This window comes from Caballeronia sp. ATUFL_F1_KS4A, assembly GCF_023630905.1.
Classification (GTDB): Bacteria; Pseudomonadota; Gammaproteobacteria; order Burkholderiales; family Burkholderiaceae; genus Caballeronia; species Caballeronia zhejiangensis.
The window spans coordinates 339,544-363,723 of record NZ_JALQEB010000029.1 but is presented as its reverse complement, the minus strand read 5'-3'; the positions used below and the strand labels follow the sequence as shown (position 1 = coordinate 363,723).

19 protein-coding genes and 1 pseudogene are annotated in these 24,180 nt (G+C 64.5%); 12 read left to right on the top strand and 8 right to left on the bottom strand.

Annotated features, from left to right (window positions below):
• The first annotated feature begins 23 nt into the window (after nt 1–23).
• From NCS03_RS16895 to NCS03_RS16880, 4 genes are all read left to right on the top strand, one after another.
• Complete coding sequence (locus NCS03_RS16895; protein ID WP_250529435.1) at nt 24–911, top strand: NAD-dependent epimerase/dehydratase family protein; 888 nt, start codon at nt 24–26, stop codon at nt 909–911.
• Nucleotides 912–978: 67 nt separating this feature from the next.
• Nucleotides 979–2,673, top strand: a complete 1,695-nt coding sequence (locus NCS03_RS16890; RefSeq protein WP_250529434.1) for a SulP family inorganic anion transporter — start codon at nt 979–981, stop codon at nt 2,671–2,673.
• A 174-nt stretch (nt 2,674–2,847) separates the two neighbouring features.
• The gene (locus NCS03_RS16885; RefSeq protein ID WP_250529433.1) at nt 2,848–3,675 is read left to right on the top strand and encodes a shikimate dehydrogenase family protein; all 828 of its coding nucleotides are present in this window, start codon (nt 2,848–2,850) and stop codon (nt 3,673–3,675) included.
• Between the two features lie 257 nt (nt 3,676–3,932).
• Nucleotides 3,933–4,397: a hypothetical protein gene (locus NCS03_RS16880; RefSeq protein WP_175979289.1), complete on the top strand. Its 465-nt coding sequence runs from the start codon at nt 3,933–3,935 to the stop codon at nt 4,395–4,397.
• Here the strand turns inward: NCS03_RS16880 and NCS03_RS16875 are convergent.
• Nucleotides 4,364–5,713, bottom strand: coding sequence for a hypothetical protein (locus tag NCS03_RS16875; protein ID WP_250529432.1), 1,350 nt, complete (start codon nt 5,711–5,713; stop codon nt 4,364–4,366). The genes NCS03_RS16880 and NCS03_RS16875 overlap by 34 nt on opposite strands.
• A gap of 382 nt (nt 5,714–6,095) precedes the next feature.
• On the opposite strand from NCS03_RS16875, the gene NCS03_RS16870 reads away from it, so the two are divergent.
• On the top strand, nt 6,096–6,941 hold the full coding sequence (locus tag NCS03_RS16870) for an alpha/beta fold hydrolase (protein WP_250529431.1): 846 nt from the start codon (nt 6,096–6,098) through the stop codon (nt 6,939–6,941).
• 200 nt (nt 6,942–7,141) lie between these two features.
• Nucleotides 7,142–7,618 (top strand): hypothetical protein, encoded by a 477-nt coding sequence (locus NCS03_RS16865; RefSeq protein WP_008353479.1) that lies wholly within the window; start codon nt 7,142–7,144, stop codon nt 7,616–7,618.
• Between the two features lie 3 nt (nt 7,619–7,621).
• On the opposite strand, the gene NCS03_RS16860 is transcribed toward NCS03_RS16865, so the two are convergent.
• The gene (locus NCS03_RS16860) at nt 7,622–8,944 is read right to left on the bottom strand and encodes an MFS transporter (RefSeq protein WP_250529430.1); all 1,323 of its coding nucleotides are present in this window, start codon (nt 8,942–8,944) and stop codon (nt 7,622–7,624) included.
• Between the two features lie 100 nt (nt 8,945–9,044).
• Nucleotides 9,045–10,004 carry an MBL fold metallo-hydrolase gene (locus NCS03_RS16855; RefSeq protein ID WP_250521640.1) on the bottom strand — a complete coding sequence of 320 codons (960 nt, stop codon included), beginning with the start codon at nt 10,002–10,004 and terminating at the stop codon, nt 9,045–9,047.
• Nucleotides 10,005–10,126: 122 nt separating this feature from the next.
• On the opposite strand from NCS03_RS16855, the pseudogene NCS03_RS16850 reads away from it, so the two are divergent.
• Nucleotides 10,127–11,736: pseudogene (locus NCS03_RS16850) on the top strand (IclR family transcriptional regulator).
• Here NCS03_RS16850 and pdxY read toward each other — a convergent pair.
• Nucleotides 11,733–12,614, bottom strand: coding sequence for a pyridoxal kinase PdxY (gene pdxY / locus NCS03_RS16845; RefSeq protein ID WP_033536161.1), 882 nt, complete (start codon nt 12,612–12,614; stop codon nt 11,733–11,735). The pseudogene NCS03_RS16850 and the gene pdxY overlap by 4 nt on opposite strands.
• 474 nt (nt 12,615–13,088) lie before the next feature.
• On the opposite strand from pdxY, the gene glgC reads away from it, so the two are divergent.
• Both glgC and glgA read left to right on the top strand, forming a co-directional pair.
• Nucleotides 13,089–14,363: a glucose-1-phosphate adenylyltransferase gene (glgC, locus tag NCS03_RS16840; protein ID WP_008353483.1), complete on the top strand. Its 1,275-nt coding sequence runs from the start codon at nt 13,089–13,091 to the stop codon at nt 14,361–14,363.
• A 43-nt stretch (nt 14,364–14,406) separates the two neighbouring features.
• A complete protein-coding gene (gene glgA, locus NCS03_RS16835; protein WP_250529429.1) occupies nt 14,407–15,870 on the top strand; it encodes a glycogen synthase GlgA in 1,464 nt (487 codons plus the stop codon).
• On the opposite strand, the gene NCS03_RS16830 is transcribed toward glgA, so the two are convergent.
• Nucleotides 15,846–17,231 (bottom strand): dienelactone hydrolase family protein, encoded by a 1,386-nt coding sequence (locus NCS03_RS16830; RefSeq protein WP_250529428.1) that lies wholly within the window; start codon nt 17,229–17,231, stop codon nt 15,846–15,848. The two genes, glgA and NCS03_RS16830, sit on opposite strands and share 25 nt — an antisense overlap.
• A gap of 148 nt (nt 17,232–17,379) precedes the next feature.
• Between NCS03_RS16830 and NCS03_RS16825 the strand changes: the two genes are divergently transcribed.
• Nucleotides 17,380–18,180: an SDR family oxidoreductase gene (locus tag NCS03_RS16825; protein WP_175979254.1), complete on the top strand. Its 801-nt coding sequence runs from the start codon at nt 17,380–17,382 to the stop codon at nt 18,178–18,180.
• A 14-nt stretch (nt 18,181–18,194) separates the two neighbouring features.
• Nucleotides 18,195–19,631 carry a dihydrolipoyl dehydrogenase gene (locus NCS03_RS16820; protein ID WP_250529427.1) on the top strand — a complete coding sequence of 479 codons (1,437 nt, stop codon included), beginning with the start codon at nt 18,195–18,197 and terminating at the stop codon, nt 19,629–19,631.
• A gap of 60 nt (nt 19,632–19,691) precedes the next feature.
• On the opposite strand, the gene NCS03_RS16815 is transcribed toward NCS03_RS16820, so the two are convergent.
• From NCS03_RS16815 to NCS03_RS16805, 3 genes are all read right to left on the bottom strand, one after another.
• On the bottom strand, nt 19,692–20,048 hold the full coding sequence (locus NCS03_RS16815; RefSeq protein WP_033536128.1) for a hypothetical protein: 357 nt from the start codon (nt 20,046–20,048) through the stop codon (nt 19,692–19,694).
• 268 nt (nt 20,049–20,316) lie between these two features.
• Nucleotides 20,317–21,210: a 3-hydroxyisobutyrate dehydrogenase gene (mmsB, locus tag NCS03_RS16810; protein WP_250529426.1), complete on the bottom strand. Its 894-nt coding sequence runs from the start codon at nt 21,208–21,210 to the stop codon at nt 20,317–20,319.
• Between the two features lie 12 nt (nt 21,211–21,222).
• Nucleotides 21,223–22,755 (bottom strand): CoA-acylating methylmalonate-semialdehyde dehydrogenase, encoded by a 1,533-nt coding sequence (locus NCS03_RS16805; RefSeq protein WP_250435700.1) that lies wholly within the window; start codon nt 22,753–22,755, stop codon nt 21,223–21,225.
• 190 nt (nt 22,756–22,945) lie between these two features.
• Between NCS03_RS16805 and NCS03_RS16800 the strand changes: the two genes are divergently transcribed.
• On the top strand, nt 22,946–23,926 hold the full coding sequence (locus tag NCS03_RS16800; RefSeq protein ID WP_502801524.1) for a LysR family transcriptional regulator: 981 nt from the start codon (nt 22,946–22,948) through the stop codon (nt 23,924–23,926).
• The last annotated feature ends 254 nt before the right edge of the window (nt 23,927–24,180 follow it).

Sequence of the window (24,180 nt, the reverse complement as noted above, 5' to 3'; positions counted from 1 at the left end):
TTTTGAGACGATGGAGAAACGGTATGCGAGTGCTGGTTACAGGCGGAAGCGGCTTTCTGGCAGCGTGGGTCATGCGGCGGCTGCTCGCGCGCGGCATGGATGTGCGCGCATTCGATGTCCGCGAGGACGCGCGCCTTCTGTACGCGCTCGCGCCCGAACGCGCCGGTGACGTGCAATGGCGGATCGGGGATATCGGCGAGGCGCGCGATGTGGCGAACGCGCTCGACGGCTGCGATGCCGTCGTACATCTCGCGGGCGTGCTTACGCCCGCGTGCGCCGCCGATCCTGTGCGCGGCGCGCGCATCGATCTGATCGGCACGCTGAACGTGTTCGATGCGGCCATCGCGTGCGGTTTGCGCTCGGTGCTTTACGCGAGCAGCGCGGGCGTCTTCGGCCCCGACGATGGCGCGACGCCCTTTCCGCTGACGCACTACGGCGCGTTCAAACTCGCGTGCGAAGGCTCGGCGCGGGCGTACTGGCACGATCATGGAATCGCGAGCATCGGATTCCGGCCGCTCGTCGTGTACGGCAGCGGACGCGAGACCGGTTCGAGCGCGGGTCCGGGTCTCGCGTGCCGTGCGGCCGCGCGCGGCGAGCCGTACACGATTCCCTTCACGGGCGCGACCGGCCTCGTCTACGCCGATGACGTCGCCGCCGCCTACGAACTCGCGCTCGTGACCGCGTTCGACGGCGCGCACGCGTTCACGCTCGCAGGCGACATCACGCCGATGCAAAGCGTGGTCTCGACGCTCGAGCGCATCGCGCCCGGCGCGCGCATCGACGCAGAAGGCGCGCCGTTGCCCATCGCGACATCCTTTCCAGACGATCCCGCGCTCGCCCGATTGCTGCCCGGCCTTCCGAAAACGCCGCTGATCGACGGATTGCGGCAAACCGTGGCGTTCTATCGATAGACGAAGCGGGTCTTGGCACCGCCTGTTCCTTGGGGCACGATCGCCTCTTCAGGAACACGGTGCCAGCATGCAAAAAACGACACTGCTCAAAGGCATCCTGCCGATCAGCCGCGCCGCCGCGTGGCGCGACGCGCTCGCGGGCATCTCGCTCGCATCGATGGACATTCCGCAAGTGCTCGGCTATGCGCGCATCGCCGGCATGCCCGCGGTGACGGGCCTCTACACCGCGTTCCTGCCGCTCATCGCGTTTGCGCTGTTCGGGGCGTCGCGGCATCTGGTCGTCGCGGCCGATTCGGCGACCGCGACGATCTTCGCGAGCAAGGTTTCGTCGATGGCCGCGATGGCCAGCCCGCAATACGTCGCGCTGGCGGGCATGGTCGCGTTGCAGACGGCCGCGCTGCTCCTCGTCGCGCGGCTTTTCAAACTCGGCTTTCTCGCCGATTTCCTGTCGCGCACGGTGCTCACCGGTTTTCTCGCGGGCGTCGGCGTACAGGTGTCGATCGCGATGCTCGGCGATCTCTTCGGCATGACGGTGCCGTATCCGTCCTCGCGCAGTCTCGCCCAGCTTGCTTACGTGCTCGGTCATCTCGTGCACGCGCACGGACCGACGCTCGTGCTCGCGCTGGCCGTGGTCGTCGCGATTCTCGGCTGCAAGCGTTTCGCGCCGCGCCTGCCGATGCCGCTCATCGCGGTAATCGGCAGCATCGCCGCGAGCAAGGCGTTCGATTTCGCCGCGCACGGCATCTCGGTGCTCGGTCCGGTCGATGGCGGCCTGCCCGCGATCCGTTTTCCCGACATCACCTGGCAGCAATCGCTCGACCTCGTGCCGGTCGCGCTGTCGTGCTTCGTGATGATCATCGCGCAGAGCGCCGCCGCGGCGCGGGTCTTCGCGCAGCAGTATCGCGAGGACGTCGATACCAACAGCGACATCCTCGGTCTGGCCGCGGCGAACGCGGCGGCGGCCGTGAGCGGCACGTTCGTCGTCAACGGCAGTCCGACGCAGACCGCGATGGCCGACCGCGCCGGCACGCGCAGCCAGTTCGGACAGCTCGTGTTCGCGGCAGTCGTCGCCGTCGTGCTGCTCTTCTTGAGCGGCTATCTGCGCTATCTGCCGCATTGCGTGCTGGCGGGCATCGTGTTCACGATCGCGATCGGGCTCATCAACGTGCAAAGCCTGAAGGACATTCGCGCGGAAAGCCCCGGCGAGTTCGCGCTCGCGCTCATCACGGCGGCTGCGGTGGTCATGGTGGGCGTCGAGCACGGCATTCTGCTCGCGGTGGCGTTATCGCTGCTGCGGCACGTGCGCCACAGCTATCATCCGCACACGATGGTGCTCACGCCCGTCGCGCCCGGCAAACCGTGGCAGTACGAGCCGACGAAGCCCGCCGCGATGACCGCGCCGCACCTGATCGTCTATCGCTTCGGCGCAGATCTGTTCTATGCGAACGATCACTTTTTTGCGTCGGAAGTGACGAATCTCGTCGATTCGGCGCCGGACGAGTTGCGCCATTTTGTCGTCGATGCCGGCGCGATCACGGACCTCGATTATTCGGCGGCCCGCACCATCGGCGAACTTGTCGAAACGCTGCGCGGACGCGGCGTCGTCGTGATATTCGGACGCGTGAACCGCTTCCTGCGCAGCGACATGGACCGGCACGGACTGACGCCCGCGCTCGGCGCATCGAACGTGTACGACACACTTCACGAAGCGCTGGCAGCGGCTGGCGCAAGTCCCGGCGCGCACGAGCCGAACGTTCTCTGAATGCGCGTTGGCAGCCGTCTGTCTGCCGGCGTTTTTTGGTGGTCGCGACTCGGGAAGACCGTTAGTTGCCTTCCTTCAAGTAGCAATTTTGTTGAATAGCATTCCATTTTCAACTAGCATTCAGCGAGTGCGGTCACACTATTTTCCGATCACGGATCAGGAGGCAATCGAGGCATGGCGCACGACACTTCTTTTTCCGCATCGCTCGATGCGGGCTTGAGCGGCGCGACGCGCGTCTATTTCATCGTCGGCGATCCGATCGCGCAGGTACGCTCGCCTTCCGGCGTAACAGCGGCGCTGCGTGCGGCGGGACGCGATGCAATCGTGATTCCGGCGCACGTCGCGCCCGAAGATCTCGGCGCGTTTTTCGCGGGCATCGCGCCGCTGCGCAATTGCGACGGCGTGATCGTCACCGTCCCGCACAAGTTCAGCGCGACCGATTACTGCCGTTCGCTGACCGATGAAGGCGCGTTCCTCGGCGCGGTCAACATGCTGAAGCGCAATGCCGACGGCACCTGGCACGGCGGCGCGTCGGACGGCATCGGCATGGTGGCGGCGTTGAGAGATGCGGGCTGCGACCCGAAGGGCAAACGCGCGCTGCTGATCGGTGCGGGCGGCGCGGGTTCGGCGATCGGCCACGCGCTCGTCAATGCGGGCGTGGCCTCGCTCGCGATCCGCGATTTCGACGCCGCGCGCACCGGCGCCCTCGCCTCGCGCCTCGCTGCGCTGGGGCGCGGCGCGGTGAGCGTCGCCGACGATTCGGCTGCCGAAACCTACGATCTCATCGTGAATGCGTCGCCGGCGGGCATGCGTCCGGGCGACCCGCTGCCGATCGACGTCTCGCGCCTGCCACCGACGACCTTCGTCGGCGATGTCGTGACGAAGCCGCCGGTCACGCCTTTCATCGAGGCCGCCCGCGCGCGAGGCTGCACGACCGTCACCGGCACGCAGATGTTCGGGCGCGTGTGCGATGCGATCGTCGCGTATCTATTGAAGGGGTGAATCGCGGGACCGTTTGCCGTGCGAGGAATCGGAGCAATCTGGTTCAATCGCGAAACACGATCAGTCAACATTCCCGCCGCGCATTCGCGTCCCTCGCGAAGCGCGCCGGCTTGCAAGCTCCGGAACGAATCGTCGACGAACGCCGCCCCTTCGAAGGCGGCGTATTTCTGCGCCACGTTCCCGCCACGCCGGCCCTAGCGGCCGATTCCACAAGACTCGTGCGCTCGCATCGAGGGCAATGGAAGCAAGAGGCTGGAATGAACTCGGATCGAAAAACAATTCAACGCGTTGCGCGAGCTGGCTTCGCGGCCATCGCATGTGCCGTGCTCGCGGCGTGCGCATCGGGACCGGGCGCATCGGCGCCGCTGCCGGCTGACGGCACGCTCGCGACCGGCCGCATTGTCGGCAAACAGTATTTGACGACTGTGTCGACGAACACGGCTTCTTCTTCCGGACCGACCGTCGGCGTGGGCGGCGGCGGCATCGGCGGCAATGGATGGAACGGCGTGGGCGGCGGCGCAGGCCTGAGCTTCGACCTGACGAACCTGTTCCAGAAGGCCCCGGAACAGACCGCGAAAATCTACCGCTACAGTGTGCAGATGAAGGACGGCTCGAAGCGCGACATCGACAGCCCGCTCGATCTCAACGAGGGTGCCTGCGTGACGACGATCGACTCCAGCCAGCCCGGCTACCCGAGACTGACGGGCGCGGACGCCTGCTGATCTTCCGGCGCCGCTCGTCCGATGAGCCGCCCCGACAGCGCCGCGGCGACGCGCCTGATAACCGGGGCCCAATCGCCCGGTTCGCGCTGACGAATGAGCCGCACCGAGTCGTACCACGGCTGCGTCTCGTCTTCACCCCAACACCAATGCGACGCGCGATCGATCATCGCCAGCACCGGCTTGCCGAGCGCGCCGGCGAGATGCAACGGCGAACTGTCGATGGTCACGAGCACATCCAGCGCGCTGACGAACGCGGCGGAATCATGAAACTGCTCGCGATAGTCGGGCACGCCGGCGATACGCGCGCCCGCCGAACGCATTGCGGCAATATCGTCTTCGCGGCCCGGCGCAACGGGATGGAACGTGACGTTCGGCAGGCTCCAGAGCGGCGCGAGCGCTTCGACGGGAATGCTGCGCTGGGCGTCGCGACGATGCGTCGGGCTGCCCGCCCACACGAGACCGACGCGCAACGCATGGGTGCCGTCAGATGCGAGTTCGCGCCGCCACGCGTCGATGCGCTCAGGCGCGGCGTGAAGATACGCGCGGCCATCGACGTGATGCGGCAACAGACCGATCCAGACAGGCAGGCTCATCATGCCGACGGTGTAATCGACCGTGCCGAAGTCGTGCGCTTCGATCTGCACGCAGTCCGGCACGAACCGCCGCACCAGCGGATACAGCGCCGAACGCACCGCCAATAGCGCCGCGCCGCCGTTTCTTCGCACGCCCTCCGCGAATTGCGGAAAGTACCGCACGAATTGAATGTCGTCGCCGAGGCCGAGTTCGCTGTAAACCACGACGCGCTTGCCGTCGAGCGGCTGCCCGCGCCAGCCCGGCGCGAGCCGCTCCATGCGCGCGACGACGCCGTTGTCGCCCTGTTGCGATGTGCGGCGATCGAAGCGCATCCAGCCGCTGCGCCACGCGCCGCGCCGCAATTCGAGGTCGGCGAGATCGACGGCGAGCCAGGCCGCATCGGGCGTCTGCGAGAGTGCCAGACGGTACATCGCTTCCGCTTCGCCGTAGCGCGACTGCTCGTTGAGGTACATGGCGATTGCGCCGGTCACGTGACCATTGTCCGGATGATGCCGCGCGGCCTCGCGCATGATCGCTTCCGCCGATACGCTGTCGTGACGCAGCCAATAGCAATGACTCAGTTGCCAGCGAAGCTCGTAGTCTCTCGGGAATCGTTCCAGTGCTTCGACGCAGAAACGTTCGAGCGCGAGCCAGTCGCCCGAGCGGCGAATGTCGAGCGCGACGGCCAGCGCGTGGGCCGCATCGGACAAAGAGGGCGAAGGTGCGAATGAATCGGAATACATGAATGACTGCAATAGAACGGTGTTTGAAACGCGTGCTGAGTTTATATGAATCGAGGTTCATAGGAATACCGAAAAGCACGAGATAAATCCGAAAATAGCAATGCCGGATCGTTTAATCTGCATATCGAACTATCTTCAGGTCATGCTGAAATGCAGTGATTCGAATCGGCGATTGTGTGCGGCGCGGCGCTTTGCCATACTGAGTTCATTCGCCCTGTCTCCTCAAGCGTCCGCACTCGACTAACGAGCCCACAAGCGGACGCTCTCGCCGCCTCCCCGGGCGGCGTTTTTTTGCACGCGGCCTATTACCTCTGGCGTAATTGTCCGGCTCACTTTCTCCTGCGACGATGCACTCACACTGTTCATCGACGAGGAGACGGAAATGCCTGCAAAGCACTCACGCCCAGGTTTTATCGCGACCGCAGACGGCGTCGAATTGTTCTATCGCGACTGGCATCCGCAAGGCACGCCGGGCAACGGCAGGACCATCGTCTTCGTTCCGAGCTATTCGCTGCCAGGCGACATGTGGGCCTATCAAATGCTGTCGCTCGCGCGACAGGGCTTTCGCTGCGTCACCTACGACCGGCGCGGCCACGGACGATCGAGCGATCCGGGCGGCGGCTACGACTACGACACGCTTGCGGACGATCTCGCCGCACTCATCGATGCGCTCGATCTGTCGGACGTGACGCTCGTCGGCTATTCGATGGGCGGCGCCGAAGCCGTGCGCTATCTGACGCGTCACGGCAGCACGCGCGTTGCGCGCCTCGCGTTGATCGCTTCGACCTTGCCGATGCTCGCGAAGACGCCGGACAATCCCGACGGCATCGACCGCGACTACAACGATGCCTTCCTGCACGACTTGACGACGGACTATCCGCAATGGCTGGCCGACAACGCGCGTCCCTTCGCCGGGCCGGGCGCGTCGCAGGCCATGATCGACTGGATTCGGGAAATGGCATTGCGCACGTCGCATCAGGCGCTTTTCGCGTGCAACGAAACCGTCAATCGCGGCGATTTCCGCAACGAGTTGCGCGACATCGACGTCCCGACGCTCATCGTGCAAGGCAATCGCGACGAATCGAATCCGCTCGAACTGACTTCGCAGCGCACGGCGCGCCTGATTCCGAACGCGCGGCTCGTCGTCTATGAAGGCGCGCCGCACGGCATCTTTCTGAGCGACGCGGCGCGGCTGACGGCGGATATCGGCGCGTTTGCGTCGGCGTAGCGATTGGCGCTCTGTTGCGGCGGCTTAATAACAGGCTCGGCGTTTGTCGGATAAGCGCTGAGTCCTGACGCGTTTGAAAACACTCATAACAATAGACTCTGGAAGAATCCCGGCACACCATAGCACTGCGAATCGACATTCCACCGCGCGGCTCTGCAATCGCCGCGCAATCCGCCCCACGTCCACCGGAGTCCATCGCAATGATCTTCCACGCCTCCATTCCCGCCCACGATCCGAAACACGTCGCGCAAGTGCTCGCCGAACTGTGGGATGGCTTCGCCGCGCCCTTCTCGCCCTTTCCCGGCGCGTGGATGGCGGTCGCCGGCGACGATCGCGGCAGCATCATCGAGGTCTATCCGAGCGATCAGGTCATCACGCCGGGCGGCGGTCACGAGGAAAGCGTCAGCTATGGCGCGGACACGGTGAAGCGCCCGCAGTACAGCGCGTTCCACATGGCCATCGCGACGAAGCTGAACGCAGAGGAAGTCATCGCGATCGGCGAACGCGAAGGCTGGCGTGCGGTGCGCTGCACGCGCGGCGACAACTTCTTCCACGTCGTCGAATTCTGGATCGAGAACTCGACGATGCTCGAATTCCTCACACCCGACATGCAGGCCGAATATCTCGCCTTCGCGACGCCGGAAAACTTCAAGGCGATGGCCGCGGCTGCGGCCTGACGCTCACTTGCCGCGCCGCAGCCCGAAAAACAGCGCGGCGCCGCTCGCGAAGAGCAGCAACGAAAGCAGATGCACGGCGAGATCCATGCTGCCCGTCGAGGTGCGGATCTGGCCGATCACCCACGGACTCACGATCCCGCTCGTGATGCCGATACTGCTGATGAAAGCGATGCCCGCCGCCGCGCTCCTGCCCGGCAGATGGCTGGCGGGCACGGCCCAGAAGATCGGCAGCGCGGCGAAAATCAGCGTCGCGGCGAGCGAGAGAATCGCGAGCATCAGCGGGAAGCTCGGAAAATGCAGCGTGAGGGCCGCGAGCGCGATGCCGCCGCCGATCGTGCAGCACGCGAAGTGCTTGCGCCGCTCGGCGACGCGATCCGAATGGCGCGCGATCAGAATCAGACCCACCGCGCCGATCGCGTTCGGCACGACGGTGTAGAGGCTGACCGACATGACATCGGTGATGCCGAAGTCGCGGATCATCAGCGGCATCCAGAAGCTCAGCGTCAGCGACGCGCACGTCAGCGAGAAATAGATGAACGCGAAGAGATAGACGCGCGGATTGCGCAGCGCGTCGAGCATGCCGCTGTTATCGTGCTTCTCGTGGTGGCCGGTCGCGCAGAGTGCCGTGAGCCGATCCTGCTCCGTTTGCGTGAGCCATTGCGCATCGCGCGGCGTGTCCACCAGCAGGCGCAACGCGATAAGACCGAGCAGCACCGCGGGCGCGCCCTCGATCGCGAACATCCACTGCCAGCCGTGCAGGCCCATCACGCCGGCCATGTCGCGCATGATCCAGCCGGACACGAGTCCGCCGAACACGCCCGCGACGGCCACGCCCGCGAAGAACACCGACATCACGCCCGCCCGCCGTTTCGCCGGAAACCAGTACGTCAGATAAAGCACGATGCCCGGAAAGAAACCCGCTTCGAACACGCCGAGCAGAAAGCGCAGCAGATAGAAATGGCCGGGCGTCGATACGAACATCATTCCGACCGACGCCGCGCCCCACAGCAGCATGATCCGCGTGAACGTGCGGCGCGCGCCGAACTTCGCGAGCAGCAGATTGCTCGGCACTTCGAAAAGCACGTAGCCGACATAAAACACGGCGGCGCCGAGGCCGTACATTGCATCGGAGAAGCCGAGATCGTGCTTCATCTGCAATTGCGCGAAGCCGATGTTGATGCGGTCCAGAAACGACACGACGTAGCACAGGAACAGAAACGGAATGATGCGCCACGCGATTTTGCGGAACAGCGCGTCGTCCGATTGGGCGTGCGCATCCGCGACGGCGCTGGGCTCAAGCGCCGCCGTGCTGATCGACTTCGACATGTCTCGCTCCAGATGGGCGTAATGAGGCCGGCGTCTTGCGCGCGCGTTTTGCGTTGAGAGGGAGAAGCGGCGCGTCAGTGCGCGCCGCAAGAAACGGCGGTCAGTCCTGCAATGCGGCCCACATTTCCTGGTCGCGCTGGGCCGTCCAGATACGCGGATGCTTGATGCCGCTCGCTTCGTCGTAAGCGCGCGAGACGTCGAACGGCAGGCAGTGCTCGTAGATGAAGACGTGACCGAATTTCGGATCCATCGCCTTGCGCGTCAGCGCCATCGATCCCTTCAGGTCGAGTTTCTCGGCGACGGCCTCGCGGCCCGCCTGCAAGAGCGTCGTGACGAAGTCCTTCGTGTAATCGAGGCCCTTGTCGACTTCCGCCGGCGAGAGCAGCGCCGGGCCGCGTCCCGGCACGAGTTTGTCGGCCTTCAGCGCGCGCAGCGCTTCGAGCGTCGCGGGCCATTCTTCGAGTTGGGCATCGCCGCAGTAACAGGCGGCGTCGTACTCGACGAGATCGCCCGAAAACAGCACTTTCTGCGACGGCAGCCAGACGACCGTATCGCCCTTCGTGTGACCCGCGCCGAGATGCGCGATCTTCACTTCGAGCTTGCCGAGATACAGCGTGATTTCCTTCTCGAAGACGAGCGTCGGCCACGTCAGGCCCGGCACCGTCTCGACACCGGCGAAAAGGCGCGGAAAGCGCTCGATCTCCGATTTCATGTCCTGCTCGCCGCGCTCGACGATCATTTCATACGTGCCGCGGCTCGCGATGACCTGCTGCGCGCCTTCCGCGAAATACGCCGATGCGCCGAGCACGCGCACCGCGTGATAGTGCGACAGCACGACGTACTTGATCGGCTTGTCGGTGACGCTGCGGATTTTCGCGATGAGATCCTGCGCCATTGCGGGCGTGGCGGTCGTATCGACGATGAGCACGCCGTCGTCGCCGATGATCACGCCCGAGTTGGGATCGCCTTCCGCCGTGTACGCGTACGCGTTCTCGGAGAGTTGCGTGAACGTGATCTTCTTCTCTTCCAGATCGGCCTGCGATGCGAATGCTTTTGCCATGGTCGTGTCTCGCTTCCATTCTCGTGGGGATGGGTGGATGATCGGCGTGATGCCGTTGTTTGTCAACAGCAAGCATACTTGCTATTTGCAAATTACGGGTAAGTACCGAATCGCTTCATCGGATGATTCCTGCTCGGCTAACATCTGCGGTTCGTTCATCCTTTATAGATCGCGGAGTGCTTTTGGCTCGTTCCGAAATCGGCGAAGAAAAGAAACAGCGCGGCATCCAGAGCGTCGAAGTCGGCGCGCGTCTGCTCGATGCGCTCGCCGCGCGCCGCGAGCCGCTTGCGTTGAGCGCGCTGGCCGAAGCGGCCGAACTGTCGACCGCGCAGGCCCACACGTACCTCGTGAGCTTGACGCGGCTCGGTCTCGTCAAGCGCGACGCGCTCACCGGCAATTACGAGCCGGGGCCGCTCTCGCTCAGGCTCGGCCTGTTGAATCTCGAGCATCAGCCGGCGTATCGGGCCGCCGCGCCGCGCGTGTCGGCGCTGGCGCTCGCGACCGGCATGAGCGTCGCGGTGAGCGTCGCCGGGCCGCAAGGGCCGACGATCGTGCGTTACGAGCGCGGCGGCTATCCGCTGCATGTGAATCTGCACGTGGGCACGGTGATGTCGCTCTCGGCGACGTCCACGGGCCGCGTGTTCCGCGCGTTCGACGACGACACCCGCGTCGCCGCGATGCTCGCGCATCAGGCCGAAGCCGATGCGCCGGAGATGGCCGCGTGCATCGAAGCGATTCGCGCGCGCGGCATCGAACGCAGCGTCGATGCGCCGAGTCCCGGCGTGAGCAGCATGAGCGTGCCGGTGTTCGACGGCGCGCATCGGATGCAGCTCGCACTGACGGCGATCGGACCGACCGGCCTCGCCGACGTCGCGTGGGACGGCCCGCTCGCGCACGCGCTGAAGGATGCCGCGCGCGACATTTCCGGACTGCTTTCATGACGATCTTCGACGAGGACACGAAGCCGCAGCGCGGCATCAACGCGCTCGACGCGACCGGCGATCTGCTGCGCGCGCTGGTCGCCGCCGGCGAGCCGCTCACGCTGCGCGACCTCGCGGCCGCGGCCGGCATGCCGCCCGCGAAGGCGTTCGCGCATCTGGTGAGTCTGGTGAAGGTCGGCCTGCTCGCGCGCGACGACGCCGGGTTATTCCACGCCGGCCCGCTGAGCCGCGAGCTCGGGCTGATCGCGCTGCAGCGCCTTTCGCCGATCCGCGATGCCGAAGCCGAGATCGTCGCGCTCGCCGCGAGCACGTCGATGACGGTCGCCGCCGCCGCGCTCGGACCGCTCGGCCCGACCGTGATCCGGCTGGAGGAATCGGCGCGGCCGCAGCATGTGAGCTTGCGCGTCGGCACGGTGATGTCGCTCGTCAACACCGCGATCGGGCGGGTGTACGCCGCGCACCTTCCCGCCGACATGCTCGCGAGCCTGATGACGCAGGACGCCATCCGCCTCGCGGGCGCGCAAGCGGCTGCGGGAAGCGACGCCGCGTATCGCGCACGGCTCGACGACATCCGCGAACGCGGCCTCGATACCGCGCTCGGCGCGCCGGTGCCCGGCATCCATACGCTGGCCGCGCCCGTGTTCGATCACACCGGCAGCGTGTGCCTCGTGATCGCGTTGATCGGTTCGTCGGGGGGCTTCGACAGCGCCGCCGACGGCCCGCTCGCCCGCGCGCTGCTTTCCGCGACGCGGCGCCTTTCGTGGCGTTTCGGTCTGATGGACGCGAGCTAGCCGCCCTTGACCATCTCCGTGCCGGTCACGCGGATCGCGGGGAAACGGTCGGTCGGCTTCGCGATCTCGTCCTGCGATGCGACGATCTCCAGTTCGTAACGCCCGGCATCGTACGTTGCCTTGACGACGGCATTGACCGCCGCGAGCGTGTGCTCGAGCGCGGTGCGCAGCGAGTCGCCCTGCAAGGTGCGCGCGACGAAGACCGCGCTCGTCAGATCGCCGACGCCCACCGGCTGGCGCGCGAACGGATACAGCGGGCGCTGCGCGAACCACGCCTCGCCGGGCGTGACGGCGAGCATATTGAAGGTGTCGGCGCGGCTGTTGCGATCGAGCAGATGCTTCACCAGCACGATGCGCGGCCCGCGCGCGATCACTTCGCGGCATGCGTCGACGGCTTCCTCGACCGTCTCGATCGGACGCCCGACGAGCTTTTCCAGCTCGACGTGATTGGGCATGATCGCATCGGCGATTCCGGGCATCGTCGTGACGAGGAAATCCTCGATGCCGGCCGCGACCGTGCAGCCGCCCGTCTGACCCATGACCGGATCGCAAAAATAAAGCGCGCGCGGATTCACCGCCTTCACCATCTTCACGATTTCGACGACCGCGCGGCCCTGCTCCGGCGCGCCGAGATAACCGGAGAGCACCGCGTTGCAGCGCCCGAGCACACCGATCGCGCCGATGCCTTCGATGACGTTCTGCAATTCGTCGGCATCGAAGGCGCTGCCTGTCCAGCGGCCGTACTGCGTGTGATTGGAAAACTGCACGGTGTTGAGCGGCCAGACGTTCACGCCGAGTCGCCGCATGGGAAAAACCGCCGCGCTGTTGCCCGCATGGCCGAACACCACATGCGATTGAATGCTCAGGACGTTGTTCATGTTCTGCTTTCCCGATTGATCGTGTCCGGTCGGATGAAACGTCGAAACGCTCGTCGCGCGCCAGCGCCGTGCAGCGCAACGCAACGCGACGATGGTTTCGGAAAGCACGCCCGCGGACGCCGTGCGCGGGCAGTGCAACCTTCATATTGTGCCGTGCCTCGACGCACTGCGGCATGGCGTGCCCGTTATAAATTGCGCGGACGCGTTTTGTCGAGCGATGCGATCGACAGGAAGTCCAAAGGTCGCGCGTCTGCAACACCGCAGCACGCTCGTGCGCGTTCGGCACACGCATTGCTCGATGCGGACGGCGAAACGGTCCGCATCGCCCGGCGAAAAAAACGGGCGACTTCAGCACACGAATTCGAATGCGCGCCGGATAATGCTCCATCGACAGATACCAACAAAAGCATACGAGGACGCACACACGGCAAGACATCGAACATCAATAGTCGCAGGTCAAATCAGGAGGCTGACATGGAGATGCTGGCTAAGAATCGCACCGATTTGCAGAAGTCGACCCTCGCAATCGTCCTCGCCGGCGGGCGCGGCACCCGGCTCGGTCCGCTCACCGACAAGCGCGTGAAGCCGGCCGTCCACTTCGGCGGCAAGTACCGCATCATCGACTTCGCGCTGTCCAACTGCCTCAATTCCGGCATCCGCCGCATCGCGGTCGTCACGCAATACAAGGCGCATTCGCTCATCCGCCATCTGCAGCGCGGCTGGGGTTTCCTGCGCGGCGAGTTCAACGAGTTCATCGATATCTGGCCGGCGCAGCAGCGCGTGGATTCGAGCTGGTATCGCGGCACCGCCGACGCGGTCTATCAGAACCTCGATATCGTCCGCTCGATCGGGCCGGAGTTCGTCATCGTGCTGGCGGGCGATCACATCTACAAGATGGATTACACGCGCATGGTGCTCGACCATGTGGAAAGCGGCGCGGACTGCACGGTCGGCTGCATCGAGGTGCCGCGCATGGATGCGGTCGCGTTCGGCGTGATGCACGTCGATGAAAACCGCCGCGTCACCGATTTCCTGGAAAAGCCCGCCGATCCGCCCGCGATGCCCGGCAAGCCCGACATCGCGCTCGCGAGCATGGGCATCTACGTGTTCAGCGCGAAGTATTTGTATGACCTGCTGCAGGAAAACATCGAGACGTCGAACACGGATCACGATTTCGGCAAGGACATCATTCCGCGCGTCGTGACGACCGGCAAGGCGATCGCGCATCCGTTCAGCATGTCGTGCGTGACGTCGAGCAGCGATCCGGAAGCGCCCGCGTACTGGCGCGATGTCGGCACCGTCGATGCGTACTGGTCCGCGAATCTCGATCTCGCATCGACGATTCCGGAGCTCGATTTGTACGACCGCAAATGGCCGATCTGGACGAATCAGGAGCAGTTGCCGCCCGGCAAGTTCGTACGCGACCTGAACGGGCAGCAAGGCGCGATCACCAATCTGCTCGTGTGCGGCGGCTGCGTGATCTCGGGATCGCAGGTGTCGAAGTCGGTGTTTTCGTCGGCGGTGCGGGTCCACTCGTTCTGTAACATCAATGAGGCAGTCTTGTTGCCGCAAGTGACCATCGGGCCGAGTTGCCGTTTGCAGAAGGTCGTGATCGACCGCGGCTGCACGGTGCCCGAAGGTCTCGTGGTCGGCGAGGATCCGGACGACGATGCCGCGCGTTTCTTCCGCACGGAGTCCGGCGTCACGCTCATCACACGCGACGCGCTGGCGCGGCTCGGACAGCGTTAGACGCCGCGCGCCGGCCAATAAAAACCAATCGACGGGAGTGCCGATGACCGTATGCGTGCTGCATGCCGCAGCAGAAATGTTTCCGCTGTTGAAAACCGGCGGCCTCGCCGATGTGGTCGGCGCGTTGCCGCCCGCGCAATCCCAACTGGGCACGAACGCGCGCGTCGTGCTGCCGGGCTTTCCCGCTGTGCTCGCGGGTCTCGACGATCTTCAGCCCGTGACCGATCTCGGCAGCGCGTTCGGCGCGGGCAATATCCGCCTCGAGCGCGGCGTGTTGCAGCCGCACGGCATCGTCGTGTATGTGGTGCGCGCGGATCAGTTCTACGATCGTCCGGGCAATCCGTATATGGATGCGACGAATCGTCCCTATGCCGATAACGATCGCCGCTTCGCGCTGCTCGGCTGGGCGGCGGCGCGCATCGCGACGGGCGTGGACCCGGCATGGAAGCCGCATATCGTCCACGCTCACGACTGGCATGCGGGACTTGCGCCGGCGTATCTGCGCGCGTTCGAGCGCGGCGGCGCGGCGCGGGTCGGCACTGTGATGACGGTGCACAACCTGGCGTATCAAGGCACGTTTCCGGCTTCGGAATTCGGCGCGCTGCAATTGCCCGGCGATTTCTACGCGGTGGAAGGCGTCGAATTCTACGGCCACGTCTCGTTTCTCAAGGCGGGGCTTTATTTCGCCGATCGCATCACTACCGTCAGCCCGACCTACGCGCGCGAAATCCAGACGCAGGCGCAAGGCGCCGGACTGCACGGTCTCCTGCAGACGCGCACGCACGACATCACCGGGATTCTGAACGGCGTCGATTATTCGATCTGGAGCCCGACCGCCGATGAATCCATCGCGTCGAAATACACGCAGGCGAAGATCGGCGGCAAGTCGAAATGCAAGACGGCGCTGCAGGAGCGCATGGGTCTCGCCAAGGACGACGACGCCCTGCTCTTCGGCGTCGTCAGCCGTCTGACGGAGCAGAAAGGACTCGACCTGCTGCTTTCGGCCGTGCCCGATATCGTCCAGCGCGGCGGCCAGCTCGTCGTGCTCGGCACCGGCGACCCGGCGCTCGAAACCGGCATGAAGAACGCGGCGGCGGCGCATCCGGGCGCGGTCGCGGTCGAACTCGGCTTCGACGAGACGCTTTCGCATTCGATCATCGCGGGCAGCGACGTCGTGATGGTGCCGTCGCGCTTCGAGCCGTGCGGGCTCACGCAGCTCTACGCGCTCGCGTACGGCTCGCTGCCGCTCGTGCATCGCGTGGGCGGGCTCGCGGATACCGTCGTCGATTCATCGCTCGAAAATCTCGCCGAGGATCTCGCGACCGGCTTCGTCTTCGATACTTTCGATCGCGCGGGCATCGTCGGCGCGATCCGGCGCGCGTTCGCGCTCAAGGCGCGTCGCACGGAGTGGAAAGCCGTCGTCAAGCGCGCGATGGGCCAGAGCTTCGGCTGGGAAGACGCCGCGCTCAAGTACGCGGAGGTTTATCGGGATTTGACGGGCGGCTGAGCCGTCCAGACGACGTCGCCATCCGCCGCGTAGAGCGCGCAGCCGCGATGCTTGCGACTGCAATGCGCGATCGCCGATGCGATCGGGTCCGGCCCGAGTGCCGCGATCGACCACGCGCCATCCGACGCGATCACGAAAGCGCGCGGACGCGGCAACTTCAGAAACGCGTCGTAGCCCTTGCGACCGGCGGCGTCGATGAACGGCACGGCGCTCGCATCGGCAAGCGCGGCGAAACCGGTCGCGGGCGGGCCCGAGCGCGTCCAGACCACCTGGTCGTCGTACGCATAGAGACGGCAATCGGCCGTGAGCGCCGCACAGTCGCGCAGGGCCTGCGTCAACGGATCGAAGCCGCCGTGCGCCGCCGCGCCGCCGTTCGGTCCGATTGCAAACGCGCGCGGAAACGGCTTCGAGAGGAACTTCCGATACAGCGCGCGCATGCCCTCGCTGCCGAGATACGGCACGGCGGCGATGTCGTCGACGGCGGCGTATCCGCTCGAGGGCGGCGTCGCCATCGGCATGTTCTCCGGGTAAATCGACGCGAACGGCATGCCGATTTTCTTCAGGAACGCATCGAGTTTCGGCGTCCACACGCGCAAGCCTTCCCATGAACCCAGCAGCTTGTGGGAATCGGTCATGAAGGCGCCGTAGTTCGCCAGTTCGGCGTTCGCGCCCGCCGACGTGTAGCGCGCGAACATTTCCCGCCAGGTGCCGGCCGGAAAGAACGAATCGTTCTCGCCGTACAGCCACAGCGACGGAACGTGCGCACGCGCGCCGAGCGCCGCGCTGTCGCGGATGAGCGCAGCGTCGTCCGACGCGCATACGTCGACGCGCACGCCGCCGTAGAAGTTCACGACGCCCTTCACTTCCGGCGCGTTTCGCGCCCCGAACGCGAGGCTGTACCAACCGCCCGCGCTCTCTCCTGCGACAACGACGCGCGAACCGTCGACGTAAGGCTGCTGACGCATGTACGCGATGACCTTGCCGATATCGTCCGCCGCCTTGTTCCCGAGCCCCGCCAGATCGCACCCGTGCGCGCGCAGTTCGCCCGTCGATCCCGCGTAGCCGCGCATCATCGGCAGCGCAACCGCGTAGCCGCGCGACATGAAGTAGTTCGCCAGATAGGTGAGATGAAAGCGTGGCATCGTCGCCTTCGTTTTCTTGCCGTAACCGCCATGATTGATGACGGCGAGCGGAAACGGTCCCGCGCCCTCCGGCATCGCGATCGTCACCTGCAATTGCGCGGTATCGCCGCGCTCGCCGACCGGCACTTGCACGACGCGTTCGCCGGGCAATGCGGGAACCGGCGCACGCAACGCGTCGTAGGCGCTGGTTGCATGACTGTCCGATAGATGGAATGCCATCAGAAAGACGAAAAATAGCTGCAGTCGAAACATGGTTCCCGCGCGCGTAGCCTAAAGGCCGCATTATCGGCGTTTCCTGTTCGCGAACTTGCGCCGGCGGGCGCGCAATTTGCGTCAGGCACAAATTAATACAAATGCAGGAGCGCATATGCATAAACCCCTCGCAGGCCAGATTGCGCTCGTGACGGGCGCGAGTTCGGGCATCGGCACGGGCGTCGCGACCGCGCTCGCCGATGCGGGCGCGCACGTCGCCATCAACTATCACTCGCACGCGGAACCCGCCGAAAAGCTCGCCGCCGCGATCACGGCGAAAGGCGGCGAAGCGTTCGCGGTCGGCGCGGACGTCTCCGACGAAACCCAGATCGACGCGATGTTCGATGCCGTCGTGAAGCGCTACGGCACGGTCGATATCGTCGTCGCGAATTCGGGCTTGCAGAAGGACGCGAAGTTCACCGCGCTCACGCTCGACGACTGGAAGACGGTCATCGAAACGAATCTCACCGGCCAGTTCCTCACCGCGCAGCGCGCCGTGCGCGAATTCGAGCGGCGCGGCATGCGCGACGTGTCGAAGGCGCTCGGGAAGATCATCTGCATGAGTTCCGTGCACGAGGTCATTCCGTGGGCGGGACACGTGAACTACGCTGCGTCCAAGGGCGGCATTCAGATGATGATGAAAACGATCGCGCAGGAAGTCGCGCCGCAGCGCATTCGCGTGAACGGCATCGCGCCCGGCGCAATCCGCACCCCGATCAACAAGGACGCTTGGGATACGCAGGACAAGCTCGACAAGTTGCTGACGCTGATTCCGTACGGGCGCGTCGGCGAGGTCGAGGACATCGGGCGCGCGGCGGTGTGGCTTGCGTCTGACGATAGCGATTACGTCGTCGGCACGACGCTTTTCGTCGATGGCGGCATGACGCTCTATCCGGGATTCGCGGATAACGGCTGATGGCGGACAACGGAATGAACCCAATCAAGGTGGACGTCGCCGTGATCGGCGCGGGCACGGCCGGCATGGCCGCGTTTCGCGCGGCGCGGCTCGCGGGCGCGAACGCGGTGCTGATCGAGGGCGGCGAACCGGGCACGACCTGCGCGCGCGTCGGCTGCATGCCGTCGAAGCTGCTGCTCGCGGCGGCCAACGGCTTGCACGACGCGCATTCGCTCGCCGCGCGCGGCATCGAAGGCACGCACGCGCTCGAAGCCGATCGCGCGCGTGTGCTCGATTACGTGCGGCGCGAACGCGATCACTTCGTCAAGGGCGTACTCGACGAAATCAAAGCGCTGCCGGATGGCATGCTGCTGCGCGGCAAGGCGCGCTTCGAAGCGCCGACGCGATTGCGGATGGGCGACGACACGCGCGTCGAGGCCAAAAGCGTCGTCATCGCGACGGGCGCCGCGCCGAGCGTGCCCGACGAGCTGAAGGTGTTCGGCGACAAACTCATCACGAGCGACGATCTCTTCGAACTGCGCACGTTGCCGAAGCGCATCGCCGTGTTCGGCGCGGGACCGATCGCGCTCGAGTTGGGGCAAGCGCTCGCGCGGCTCGGCATCGAAATTTTCATGTTCGGCAAAGGCGGCAGCGCGGGAGCGATTACGGACAAACCGGTGCGCGATGCGCTTATCGCCGCGCTCGCCGACGAGTTCTATTTCGATCCCGACGCGAAAATCGACGGCATGTCGCTAGAGGGCGGCCAGCCGACACTGCGCTTCACGTCGCCGGACGGCGAGGCGCGCGTCGAACGCTTCGATCTCGTGCTCGCCGCGACCGGCCGTGCGCCGAATCTGAAGCCGCTCGCGCTGGAAAACGCGGGCATCGAACTGAACGAAAAAGGCGCGCCGCTTTTCGACGAAACAACGATGCAATGCGGCGACAGCGCGATTTTCATCGCAGGCGATTGCGACGGCGCACGCCCGTGGCTCCACGACGCCGCCGACGAAGGCAAGCTCGCCGGCGACAACGCCGCGCGCTTTCCGGACGTGCAGCGGATCGAGCGCAAGGTGCCGTTCTCGATCGTGTTCTGCGAGCCGCAGGTGGCGATCGTCGGCGCATCGTATGACGATCTCGACAAGCCGATGACGGTCACTGGAGAAGCATCGTTCGAGAATCAGGGACGAAGCCGCGTCATGCGTCAGAATCGCGGCCTGCTGCACGTCTATGCCGACGCGAAAACCGGCAAGCTGCGCGGCGCGCAAGGCTGCGGCCCGGCGATGGAGCATCTCGGGCATCTGCTGGCGTGGGCGCTGCAACTGGAATTGACGCTCGATGAAGCGCTCAAACTGCCTTTCTTTCATCCGGTCGTGGAAGAAGGCTTGCGCACCGCGCTAAAAGATGCAGATAGAAAATGCTACGAGGAAAGATCGGAAACACCGCCGGCATTACCAAGCGCCGCGGGTTGCTGATCCAAAAAAAACGAACGCCGGTTGCAAGCAACCGGCGTTTATCGTCGGAAAGAGCAAGGATCAGCTTCCGCTCAAACCATATTGCAGTGCGAGATCGAACCCGAGCACGACGAGCGAACAGAAAAGCCCCAAGGACAAATTCGCCAGTCTATGTCCGACGTCCTTGTGCTTCGTCAGCACGGCGCCCGCGAGGAACGCGATTTCCACGATGACCTGCATGCAAAACACGGCAATCATCAACGCGAACTCGTAACCCATCGAGTTGAAGTTCAGAAAGTTAAAGCCGTTCACCGCCACCCAAGACCCCACTCGCCAAGCTTCGTATGCCAATAGCAGCAACGGGAAGAAATAGCTGGCTACATAAGTCGGCACCGTGGCGTGCCGCAGTTCCATATTTAAGTGACGTGTTACTTGCATCGCGTACTCCTCATCTCATTGCCCGAAAACGACGGGCGTTCTACCTGCACCGTGGCGCAAACCGGAGCGTTCTGATCGAACGGCAGACGGGCGTCGTGCTTCCAGAATAGGACAATTTTTTGGAAAGCGAATCATCGTATTCCCGATGATCGTATCCCATAAGGCTTTACGCGCTTCGTTGTGCAGTGCAACTGAATAAAGCAGTTATTTCCCGGCCCTAAATTCGGCACGCGCATACGTGCCGATTTCCTAAAGTGTTCGAGCCGTATTAAGCGCCAGAGTTCTTCGCGTACAACTTGATAATGCCCGAAAAATCGAGCCCGCCGAATCCTTGCTGGCTCATCGACTGATACAGCTGTTGTGCCAGCGCACCCATGAATACGGGCTGCTTCGCGGCGCGCGCTGCATCGACGGCAAGTCCGAGATCCTTGAGCATTAAATCAGCGCCAAATCCGCCCGAATAACCACGCGACGCCGGCGCGGTTTCGACGATGCCCGGATAGGGATTACACGTATCCGAGCTCCAGCAACGCCCAGTCGATGTATTGACGATACTCGCGAGTTTCGTCGGATCGATGCCGAGCGTTTCGCCGAGTTTCATCGCTTCGGCGACGCCGATCATGGAAATCCCTAGCAGCAAGTTATTGCAGATCTTCGCGATCTGGCCCGTGCCGGTTTCGCCGCATCGCACCATGTTCTTGCCCATGCCGGACAAGACGGGACGCAATGTTTCGAAGAGCGTTTCATCGGCGCCGACCATGAACGTCAGCGTACCCGCCTGCGCGCCGACGACGCCGCCGGAAACGGGCGCATCGGCGAACGGGTTGCCCTGCTTCGCCGCCGCCTCGCCGATGAGCTTCGCGGTCGCCGGATCGATCGTGCTGCTGTCGACGAGCGGCACGCCTTTCGCAACGCCCGCGAGCACGCCGTCGTCGCCCAGATAGACCTTCTTCACATGCTGCGCGGCGGGCAGCATCGTGATGACGACTTCCGCGCCTTCCGCCGCCGCGCGCGGCGATGCGGCGAGCGTCGCGCCCGCCGCCTTCGCCGCATCGAGCGCGGCGGAGACGAGATCGAACGCCGTCACCGCGTGGCCGGCCTTCAGGAGATTGGCGGCCATCGGACCGCCCATGTGACCCAAACCAATGAAGCCGATTCGCATGGACATCTCCCTTTAGCGAAGCGCGATGGTCGTGTTGACGCCGTCGTTCACGGTGGCGTCGTCGAACCAGCGCGCGGTGACGGTTTTCGTCTGCGTGTAGAACTGCACGACCTGCTTGCCGTACGGGCCGAGGTCGCCGAGCTTCGAGCCGCGCGAGCCAGTGAAGCTGAACGCGGGCACCGGCACCGGAATCGGAATGTTGATGCCGACCTGACCGATATCGATCTCGCTCTGGAACTTGCGCGCCGCCGCGCCGCTTTGCGTGAAGAGACCGACGCCGTTGCCCATCGGATTGCGATTGACGAGCGCGATCGCGTCGTCGAGCGTATCGGCTTCCAGCACGCACAGCACCGGGCCGAAGATTTCCGTCTTGTAGATCGACATGTCGGTATCGACGTTCGTGAAGATCGTCGGTCCGATGAAGTTGCCCTTCTCGTAGCCCTTCACGTCGATATCGCGGCCATCGAGCGCGAGCGTCGCGCCCTCTTCCACGCCCTTGCTGATGAGCCCGAGAATGCGCTCCTTTGCCGCTTTCGACACGACCGGGCCGACGTCCGTATTCGGCTCCGTGCCGCCGTTGACCTTGAGCGTCCTGGCTTTCTCGACGAGTTCCGGCACCCAGTCCTTCGACGCCCCGACGAACACGGCCACCGACGTCGCCATGCAACGCTGACCCGCCGCGCCGAAGCCCGCGCCCGCGAGCGCGTTGAGCGTCTGCTCCTTGTTGGCGTCGGGCAGGACGACGGCGTGATTCTTCGCGCCCATCATCGACTGCACGCGCTTGCCGTGCTGGCTCGCGAGGTTGTAGACGTGCGTGCCGACGGCCGTCGACCCGACGAACGAAATCGCCTTGATATCGGGATGCGTGCAGATCGCATCGACGACTTCCTTGCCGCCATGCACGACGTTCAGCACGCCCGCCGGCACGCCCGCTTCGAGCGCGAGTTCGACGAGTTCCATCGTCGAGAGCGGATCCTGTTCGGACGGCTTCAGTACGAACGTGTTACCGCAGACGATCGCCATCGGGAACATCCACAGCGGGATCATGGCGGGGAAATTGAACGGCGTGATGCCGGCACACACGCCGAGCGGCTGCCGTAGCGTGTACGTGTCGACGCCGCCCGCGACGTTTTCGGAGAATTCGCCCTGCTGCAGCGTCGAAATCGAACACGCGTGCTCGACCACTTCGAGACCGCGAAAGATGTCGCCTTCGGCATCGGCGAGCGTCTTGCCCTGCTCCGCCGTCAGCGTCCGCGCGATGCGCTTCTGGTTCTGGCGCACGAGGTCCTGAAACTTGAGCATCAGACGCATGCGCGTGCCGAGCGGCGTCGTGCGCCACGTCTGAAACGCCTTGTGCGCGGCGGCAACGGCGGCGTTGACTTCATCGACCGTCGCAAACGGCACGCGACCGACGACTTCCTGCGTCGCAGGATTGACGATGTCGCGCCAATCCGTCGTCTTCGAATCGACGAACTGGCCGTCGATCAGCAGTTTGGCCGTACGGACGGACGCACTCTGCGCCGGATGTTCAGCAGCGATATTCACGAGTCACTCCTTTTGGATGAGTTGTCACGAAGGGGAACGAAGACGCGCGGACGGAGCGCCGGTGCGGCGCCGAAGGGAAAAGGCATGTCGTCTCCGTTTATAAGAAATCGGCGCGCAGTGCAGCACGCTCGTTTCCTTGAGTATAGTTATGCAAAAGTCCATCATGGCACTAGAAAAACACCCGATCGATATGCAAAAAAACGCCATGCCAAACGTTATTCCAAGCGCCAAGCTCGATATCGGGCGCCTCAACTGGGACGACCTGCGCTTCTTTCTGGAAGTCGCGCGCACGCAGCGCGCGAGCGGCGCGGCGAAGCGTCTGGGCGTCGATTACACGACGGTCGCGCGGCGCGTTCGCGCGCTGGAGGACGCGCTCGGCACGCTTCTGTTCGACAAATCGCGCAGCGGCGGATTCATTCTGACGGCCGAAGGCCAGCGCCTGCTCGGTTACGTCGATTCGATCGAGACGACGGTGCAGTCCGCGACCGAGCAGATCGCCAACACGGGGCACGCGCTGTCCGGACACGTTCGCGTCGGTTCGACGGAAGGCTTCGGCTGCTTCTTTCTCGCGCCGCAACTCGCGCGCTTTCAGGACGCGCATCCGAACATCTCCATCGATCTGCTGCCGGTACCGCATTTCGTGAGTCTGTCGAAGCGCGAGGCGGATATCGCCGTCACGCTCGAACGACCCGAGCAGGGCCAATACGTTTATACGAAGCTGTGCGATTACCGGCTCAAGCTCTACGCGACCGCCGACTATCTCGACGCGCACGAACTGATCCGCACGAGCGACGATCTGCGTCATCATCGTTTCGCAAGCTATATCGACGATCTCGCGTTCAGCTACGAATTGCTGTATCTCGAACGCGCGGTGCCGGGCGCGGTGTCGCGCTGGCGCAGTACGAGCGCGATTGCGCAGTACTTCGCCGCGCTGCAGGGCCGCGCGCTCGCGATCCTGCCGTGCTTCATGACCGCGCCCGATCCGCGCTTCGTGCCGGTCTTGCCCGACGATATCGTCGTGACGCGCGCCTTCTATCTGTCCTGCCGCGAGGATTTGCGCAAGCTGAAGCGCATCACGGCTGTATGGGACTACCTGCGCGCGGCGGCCGAAGCGAACCGCGGCTTCCTGATGGGGGACGGCGCGCAGATGGCCTGGGTCGATGTCAAGTGATCCTGACCGGCGACACGCTTTTTGACAGCGATTCGAGACCGAACGTGGTAGGCGTGACGCCACCGCGAACATCACAAAATTTGACTCGATAAATTCGTGGAATTTTGCTTCGATGTCCTGCCGAAACGTCACTCGCCCACGCGAGCTCGGGCATAATCGCCGGCCAGTTTCATTGCATTGCCGTGGAGAGCGCGGCGCACTCCATTCCCGTGATTTCCTCTAGTTTCTTTCCCGCTGCCCCGACGGGCCGCGCC